The sequence below is a fragment of the Fulvivirga sp. genome (genome assembly GCF_040220315.1).
In the GTDB taxonomy this organism is placed as follows: Bacteria; Bacteroidota; Bacteroidia; order Cytophagales; family Cyclobacteriaceae; genus Fulvivirga.
In genome coordinates, this window is the sequence record NZ_JAVJUY010000278.1 from 21,046 (window position 1) to 28,013 (window position 6,968).

Below are 6,968 nucleotides of genomic sequence, written 5' to 3' on the forward strand. Positions count from 1 at the left end.
ATTTGTAGTTTTATAATATCAATTTTATTTTTCAAATGCTTTCGCTACAATATCAGCTTGTTCTTTCTTATGAACTTTGGCATATCCTGTAGCTGGCGATGCACTTGCTTTGCGAGAAATTACTTTCATATTCGGGTCTCTAAGGATTCTTAGAATATAAGTCCAATAGCCCATATTCTCTGGTTCTTCCTGAACCCAAACTAGCTCTGCACCTTTGTATTTTTTAACCAATGCTTCGTACTGCTTTTTAGGGAATGGATGTAACTGCTCAATTCTTACAATGGCAACATCTTTTCTCTTGGAGTTTTGTTGCTCTTCCAATAAATCGAAATATACTTTTCCACTACATAGTAAAACACGTTTTACGGATTTAGTAGTAACATAGGTATCATCAATAATTTCTTTGAATGATCCTTTGGTGAAATCGGCTAATGGAGACACAACAAGCGGATGCCGTAATAAGGATTTTGGAGCAAAGTTTACGGCCGGTTTTCTAAAATTCCAGGTCAACTGCCTTCTTAACATGTGAAAGAAGTTGGCTGGAGTAGTAATGTTAGTTACTATTAAATTCTCTTCAGCAGCAAGTTGCAAGAAGCGTTCAGGTCGTGCATTGGAATGTTCCGGTCCCTGGCCTTCATATCCGTGAGGTAGAAGAATAACCAGGCCATTCATTCTTTGCCACTTAGATTCCGCACTGGTGATGAACTGGTCGATCATTACCTGAGCACCATTGGCAAAATCACCAAACTGTGCTTCCCAGATTACCAATGCATTTGGAGTGGCCATAGCATACCCATACTCAAACCCAAGAACACCAAATTCTGAAAGCAAGGAGTTGTAAATTCTAAAAGGCTGCTGACCTTCTTCTATATGATCAAGATTGCAGTAAGCTTCGTTAGTGTTAGCATCCATCACTACTGCATGTCGGTGAGAAAATGTTCCTCTTTTTACATCTTGTCCAGACATTCTAACAAACTTGCCTTCGATTAATAATGATCCGTAAGCTAGTAGTTCAGCATCGGCCCAGTTAATTTCTTTCTTATCAAAGAAATTAACCTTTCTATCCTTTATTAGCTTATCAATTTGCTTGATAGGCTTAAACCCTTTAGGTAGAGTTGTTAATGCTTTGGCTACTTTATCAATTGTTTTTTGATCTATAGAAGTATCTGGTGAAGAGTCAAAGTCTTTTGCTGAAGCGCGTTGAAGTTGTTCCCACTCTTCTTCTACTTTTTGAGGTTTATATGGGAGTGGTTTTTGTTTCACCTCATTTAATCGATCCTGTAAAAGATCTCTAAAATCTTTATCGATTTTTTTAACATCTTCTTCGTTCGCATCTCCTCTTTCCGTCAATGTTTTAACATACACCTCACGTGGGTTTGGATGTTTTGCTATTGTATTATAAAGTTTAGGCTGTGTGAATTTTGGTTCATCACTTTCATTATGCCCATGCCTTCTGTAGCATAAAAGATCAATAAAAATATCCTTTCCAAAGGTTTGGTTATACTCAACTGCCAAATTTGATGCAAAAACTACTGCTTCTGGGTCATCACCATTTACATGTAATACAGGCGCATCTATTATTTTGGCGATATCGGTACAGTAAATGCTGGATCGTGCATCGTCATAATCCGTTGTAAAACCAACCTGATTATTGATCACAAAGTGGATAGTACCTCCGGTTCTATAGCCAGGAAGTTGAGACATTTGTACAATTTCATATACGATACCCTGTCCGGCTACAGCGGCATCACCATGAATTAGAATGGACATGGCTTTTTTCAAGTCACCATCATACTCATCATCTATCTGGCCACGCACATAACCCAGAACCAAAGGATCAACTGCTTCCAAATGAGAAGGGTTAGGAGTGAGTTTTACATATACATCATTACCGTTTTCCGCTTTTATTCTACTGGAATAGCCGAGGTGGTATTTCACATCACCATCACCCATGGTAAGATCGGGATCTGTAGTGCCTTCGAATTCACTGAATATTTCTTCGTAGGTTTTGCCCATAATGTTAGCCAATACATTAAGCCTACCTCTATGTGCCATTCCAATGACTACCTCTTTTACATTAAATTCGGCAGCCTTATTAATAATACTATCTAAAGCGGGTATCGTGTTTTCACCACCTTCTAAAGAGAAGCGCTTTTGACCTAAGAATTTGGTATGGAGGAAATTTTCGAAAGTTACGGCCTCATTCAATTTCTGAAGAATTCGCCTTTTAGTTTTCATTTCAGGATTAACATCCAGACCTTCCTTTTCGCACTTAGCTTTAAACCAATCTAAAATTTCTGAATCACGAATATGCATATATTCATAGCCGATATGATTCAAATATATTTTATCTAATGTCTCAACAATTTTTTTCAGAGACGCTTTGCCAACACCAATGCCAGCACCAACATCAAACTCTGTGTCTAAATCTTTTTCAGATAGACCAAAATCTTCAATTTTCAACTTAACATTATGATCTCGCCTTTGTCTAACAGGGTTAGTGTCTGATTTTAGATGACCACGTGATCTGTATGCGTGTATCAGATTACGTACTTGAATATCTTTTGAAGAAACACCTTCGCCAGTCTCGGGGCCTTCCTCCCCGTACTTCTGAAGAGAGAACTCAAAACCTTCAAAAAACTTTTGCCAGGTGATGTCTACTGATGATGGGTCTTCTTGATATGATTTATAAAGCTCATCGATGTAATTTCCATGAGCATTTGCGATGTAGGAATATTTATCCATTAGTTTTGGTTGTCCAATTTCGAATCAAAGGTAAATAAGTAATATTCAATAAAAAAACCGTATAATCGGTTAAACAAATATTACTGATAATCAATAAGTTATGTGTATTGAAGGCTATCGCTTGAAAATGTGATGATTATTAGCGGGCAAGCAAGGCATATATAGTTTTGTGTATGTGTTGTTATTATCAAAAAAATAGTACCTTTGCACCTCAATTTTAAAATCGGACGTGATCCGACTATTTAAAACTTTAAAAACAAAATGGCAGTTAAAATCAGATTGGCCAGAAGAGGCCGAAAGAAACAGGCAATGTACGATGTAGTCGTAGCGGATGCCCGATCACCACGAGATGGTAAGTTTATTGAAAAGATTGGACGTTACAATCCAAACACGGATCCAGCATTCATAGAATTGGATGAGGAGAAAGCATTTGACTGGGTAATGAAAGGAGCGCAACCTACTGATACAGTAAGAGCGATGCTTTCTTACAGAGGATTAATGTTAAAGAAACACTTACAAATAGGTGTTAATAAAGGAGCAATCACTCAAGAAGAGGCTGATAAGAAATTTGAGGCATGGTTGGCTGAGAAAGATTCTAAGATTCAGGCGAAGAGAGACCAAATTGCCAAGGATACAGATAGCAAAGCGAAAGCAAGATTAGAAGCTGAAGCGAAGGTGAAAGAAGCCAGAGCCGAAGCACTTAAGAAGAGAGCTGAAGAAGCTGCTGCCGCTGATGCACCAGCAGAAGAAGAAACCGAAGAAGTAACTGCTGAAGCTACCAAAGATGCACCGGTTGCGGAAACAACTGAGGCTCCTGCTGCAGAAACCTCTGAAGCACCGGCTGAAGAAGCAAAAGAAGAATCTGCTCCTGAAGCTTCGGAAGAAGAGAAAAAAGAAGAATAAAATAGCATGAATATTGATGCGTGTTACCAATTAGGTTACGTGATCAAGAAGCATGGAACTCATGGAGAAATAAGCGCTTTTATTGACGCAGATTTTCCTGAAGAATACTCAGAATTGGAATCAGTTTTCGTTGAAATCAACAAAAAACTGGTTCCTTTTTTTATTGAGTCCATCCAGATCAGAGGAAACAAAGCAGTGATAAAGTTTGAAGATGTAAATGGACATGAAGAAGCCTATGAGCTGAAATCTTGTGGTTTATTTCTCCCATTAAACACACTTCCCAAATTAGATTCCGATCAATTTTATTATCACGAAATACACGGGTATCACATTCAGGATAACCAAAAGGGTATGTTGGGGATAATTAAAGATGTGGTGACCACCTCAATGCAGGATTTAATTGTAATGGAATATCAGGATAAGGAGGTGCTTATACCGGTTAATAATGAAATTATTGGTAAGGTTGATCATCAGGAGAAGGTGCTTTATGTTACTTTGCCTGAAGGATTGTTAGATGTATATTTAGAGCCATGAGGATAGATATCATCACCTGCTTGCCCAAATTATTAGAAAGCCCTTTTAATGATTCTATACTAAAGAGAGCGCAAAATAAAGGATTGGTTGAAGTGGTTGTGCATGACTTGAGAGATTACTCTGAAGACAAACACAAAAAGGTAGATGATTACGCTTTTGGTGGTGGTGCCGGTATGGTATTAATGATTGAGCCTATTGCTAAGTGTATTCGTAAGCTAAAGACTGAACGAGCGTATGACGAAATAATATACATGAGCCCTGATGGCGAGAATTTTTCACAAGGAATAGCTAATGAACTTTCGCTCAAGAAAAATATATTAATTCTCTGCGGGCATTACAAAGGTGTAGACGAACGTGTGCGTGAACATTTCATAACGCGTGAAATTAGCATCGGGGATTATGTTTTGTCGGGTGGGGAGTTAGCAGCAGCTGTTGTTTCTGATGCAATTATCAGATTATTGCCTGGCGTTTTAGGTGATGAAACTTCTGCATTATCCGATTCATTTCAGGATGGTTTGGTGGCGCCTCCTGTGTATACAAGACCGGCAGATTTCGAAGGGCTGAGAGTGCCCGATGTGCTACTTTCAGGGCATCAAAAGAAAATTGAAGACTGGCGGTTTGAGCAGTCCGTACAGCGCACCAAATTACGGAGACCAGAGTAATAAACTTAACTTTATCAAAACAAATGACCATTTGCATGTTATTACACTATGCAAAGAAAGTCCTATAAAACTGAGCTATCGGAAAGAGCAAAAGAACTTGAAGATAGAAACGAAGAGCTCCAAGCTCAGCATGAAGAATTGACTGCGGCAGTAGAAGCCATGATTAGCAAAAATGATCGGCTTGAAAAAACACTTGAAGAACTAAATATAAGAAACAAAGAAATTGATCAGATTGTCTATCGAAGCTATCACGACTTAAAAACACCAATCACCGCATTAGAAGGTTTATTATCCCTAATAGAATTTGACTCAGAAGGAAGGGATATCTATATCGCTAAATCAAAGGCATCCATAGTAGATATGAAGCATTTGTTGAAAATGCTCGCCAGGTATAGTAGTAGTCTTGTTGATGTGGTGAAGTCTGAGAAATTAAACTTCGTAAATATATGGGAAGAAGTGTTAAATGACTTAGGGCGTTACAATGGGATTGATGAGGTAAAATTAACATTTAGTCAATCTTCTGAAAAAGTGTTTGGAGATACTGACAGGATAAAGTTACTACTCTATAATGTAGTAAAGAATGCCATCGACTTTAGGTCAGAGAAAGGAAGGGTTGATGTTTCGATAGGTGTTAAGCAAAATAACCTCAAAATTCAGGTTACTGATAATGGTTTAGGTATTCCTTCGGAAGTTCAGTCCAACGTTTTTGATATGTTTTATCGAGGGAGTACCAAATCTAAAGGCTCCGGATTGGGTTTATATTTATGTAAGAGAACTGTAGAAATTTTAAATGGGAAGATCAGTTTAGTTAGTTCTGTTAATATTGGAACAACTGTTACAATGGAGCTACCAATAAAAAAGGTTGAAGAAAATTAATTCTTCAACCTTTATTTACCTTTATTATGCCGATACCTTATTCTCCATCTTCTTAATGTATTCCACAGAATCTTTAAGCATATTCTTTTGTGAAGAGACCATTTCTTCCAGAAAATCAATTCGCTCTTTTAATTCTGTAAGCTGGGAGTTGTAACTTATGTCCAGCGCATTGAGTTTATCAATAGCTTCAACGAGTAATTTTTCAATTTCCTGTTTTGACATACTTTTTTATTTTTCAATAGCTTCATCCAAATTCTCGAAATATTGGATATCCATTTCATTAAATTTACCGTGAGGGTATTTTTCTGCAATTTGTTGCCTACCAATTTTTACACTTTGTCTAAATACCTGATCTTCTGGAAGTATCTTACGATGGGTTTTTAATCCCAAATCAAACATTTTTTCCTTCCATTCTACAAAATACCATTCCATAGAAGGCTGATGGAATACATTTAGTTTCCTTTTATCGAATACTAATTTGGTTGCCTTGTGTGACTTTACAAGGTCGCCAATGTAATTGAATATTGATTTAAATTCATCAATAGTAATGTAATTACCCGTTGCAGCAACAACCAAGGTGTTCTTGTCAGCCACAAGTGATACTTTCGCATTTTTAAATGCCTTCATTTCCTTTAATTGATTTTGAATTTCTGGTTCCATCTATTAATTTATTTATTTTACCATTTGTATATAGGAGAAACACGGCAACATAAATAATGTTTAAACATTAAAATAAATAGTTAAACAAACGGAGATTGTTTTGTTAATTATTTTCATTACCCTGTTGTCTATTAATTCAATTAATTACTATATTTGCACTCCAATTTTCGGAAAAGAGACTTTTAGATATATAATATCATGAACGAGATCATAAAAGCAGTTGAAGCTGAATTAAACCAAGAAGCAAAAACTCACCCTGATTTTAAGGCTGGTGACACTGTGAACGTGCACGTTAAAATTAAGGAAGGTAACAAAGAGAGAATTCAGCAATTCCAGGGAACTGTAATTCAAAGAAGACACCCAAACACAGCAGGTGAGACATTTACAGTAAGAAAAGTGTCTAACGGTATTGGTATAGAAAGAATTTTTCCAATTTTATCTCCTAGCATCGAGAAAATCGAGATTGTTAGAAAAGGTAAAGTTAGAAGAGCAAGATTGTACTACTTGAAAGGTAGACAAGGTAAAGCTGCTCGTATTAAAGAAAAGCTGTAAGTTAAATTACACAAGATATAAAAAAAGGGTTGATCA

At 36.8% G+C, this 6,968-nt stretch carries 8 protein-coding genes; 5 read left to right on the plus strand and 3 right to left on the minus strand.

All coding sequences use genetic code 11. The annotated features are described in order from the left end of the window. Positions 1-24: 24 nt before the first annotated feature. Positions 25-2,745, minus strand: a complete 2,721-nt coding sequence (locus RLO81_RS13990) for a 2-oxoglutarate dehydrogenase E1 component (protein WP_350112765.1) — start codon at positions 2,743-2,745, stop codon at positions 25-27. A gap of 261 nt (positions 2,746-3,006) precedes the next feature. Here RLO81_RS13990 and RLO81_RS13995 point away from each other — a divergent pair, with 261 nt between their 5' ends. Genes RLO81_RS13995 through RLO81_RS14010 form a run of 4 tightly spaced genes read left to right on the plus strand, consistent with a single transcriptional unit; the run spans position 3,007 to position 5,720 of the window. Next, entirely contained in the window at positions 3,007-3,648 is a 642-nt protein-coding gene (locus RLO81_RS13995; RefSeq protein WP_350112768.1) for a 30S ribosomal protein S16, read from the plus strand. Between the two features lie 6 nt (positions 3,649-3,654). Beyond that, the gene (gene rimM / locus RLO81_RS14000; RefSeq protein WP_350112771.1) at positions 3,655-4,182 is read left to right on the plus strand and encodes a ribosome maturation factor RimM; all 528 of its coding nucleotides are present in this window, start codon (positions 3,655-3,657) and stop codon (positions 4,180-4,182) included. Then, entirely contained in the window at positions 4,179-4,844 is a 666-nt protein-coding gene (gene trmD, locus RLO81_RS14005) for a tRNA (guanosine(37)-N1)-methyltransferase TrmD (protein WP_350112774.1), read from the plus strand. Before rimM ends, trmD begins: the two co-directional genes overlap by 4 nt. 48 nt (positions 4,845-4,892) lie before the next feature. After that, the gene (locus tag RLO81_RS14010; RefSeq protein WP_350112777.1) at positions 4,893-5,720 is read left to right on the plus strand and encodes an ATP-binding protein; all 828 of its coding nucleotides are present in this window, start codon (positions 4,893-4,895) and stop codon (positions 5,718-5,720) included. A gap of 24 nt (positions 5,721-5,744) precedes the next feature. Here RLO81_RS14010 and RLO81_RS14015 read toward each other — a convergent pair whose 3' ends face one another. Together RLO81_RS14015 and RLO81_RS14020 are read right to left on the minus strand one after the other, a co-directional pair. Then, a complete protein-coding gene (locus tag RLO81_RS14015; RefSeq protein ID WP_350112780.1) occupies positions 5,745-5,942 on the minus strand; it encodes a hypothetical protein in 198 nt (65 codons plus the stop codon). A gap of 6 nt (positions 5,943-5,948) precedes the next feature. After that, positions 5,949-6,380 (minus strand): hypothetical protein, encoded by a 432-nt coding sequence (locus tag RLO81_RS14020; protein WP_350112783.1) that lies wholly within the window; start codon positions 6,378-6,380, stop codon positions 5,949-5,951. Positions 6,381-6,578: 198 nt separating this feature from the next. Between RLO81_RS14020 and rplS the strand changes: the two genes are divergently transcribed. After that, positions 6,579-6,932 (plus strand): 50S ribosomal protein L19, encoded by a 354-nt coding sequence (gene rplS / locus RLO81_RS14025; protein ID WP_350112786.1) that lies wholly within the window; start codon positions 6,579-6,581, stop codon positions 6,930-6,932. Positions 6,933-6,968: the final 36 nt, after the last annotated feature.